This is a genomic window from Vibrio viridaestus, from assembly GCF_003856525.1.
Taxonomy (GTDB): domain Bacteria; phylum Pseudomonadota; class Gammaproteobacteria; order Enterobacterales; family Vibrionaceae; genus Vibrio; species Vibrio viridaestus.
Genome location: NZ_RJVQ01000089.1, coordinates 1 through 548 on the forward strand (window position 1 = coordinate 1; position 548 = coordinate 548).

4 tRNA genes are annotated in these 548 nt (G+C 45.3%); all 4 read left to right on the top strand.

The features are described 5' to 3' along the window. The first annotated feature begins 23 nt into the window (after positions 1-23). The 4 genes from EES38_RS21800 to EES38_RS21815 all read left to right on the top strand — a co-directional run bounded on the left by EES38_RS21800 (position 24) and on the right by EES38_RS21815 (position 355). Positions 24-99, top strand: a tRNA-Glu gene (locus EES38_RS21800). Position 100: 1 nt separating this feature from the next. Further along, a tRNA-Lys gene (locus EES38_RS21805) sits at positions 101-176 on the top strand. Between the two features lie 15 nt (positions 177-191). Next, positions 192-267: transfer RNA gene (locus tag EES38_RS21810), tRNA-Ala, on the top strand. 12 nt (positions 268-279) lie between these two features. Beyond that, positions 280-355 (top strand) — tRNA-Val (locus EES38_RS21815). Positions 356-548: the final 193 nt, after the last annotated feature.

Consider the following 548-nt stretch of genomic DNA (forward strand, 5'->3'; position numbering starts at 1 on the left):
TAGTCGTTTTAGAGTATCTTAGTGTCCCGTTCGTCTAGAGGCCTAGGACACCGCCCTTTCACGGCGGTAACAGGGGTTCGACTCCCCTACGGGATACCACGGGTCGTTAGCTCAGTTGGTAGAGCAGTTGACTTTTAATCAATTGGTCGCAGGTTCGAATCCTGCACGACCCACCATTTTCTTCAAGTTATGGGGCTATAGCTCAGCTGGGAGAGCGCCTGCCTTGCACGCAGGAGGTCTGCGGTTCGATCCCGCATAGCTCCACCATAACTCAGAAATGGGCGATTAGCTCAGTTGGGAGAGCACCTGCCTTACAAGCAGGGGGTCACTGGTTCGAACCCGGTATCGCCCACCATCTTTAAGTGTTCTTCTTTCTTTAGAAAGAAATGAGAATATTTAAAAATGGTTCTTTTGAAGAATCACGCTCTTTAACAATTTGGAAAGCTGACAAAACATTCTTTTAGAATGTTTGTAAAAGTTCTCAATGTTTATCATTAGGATAAACACCAACACACAATCAAGTGTTCTTGGGAAAACTTACTTTTTAA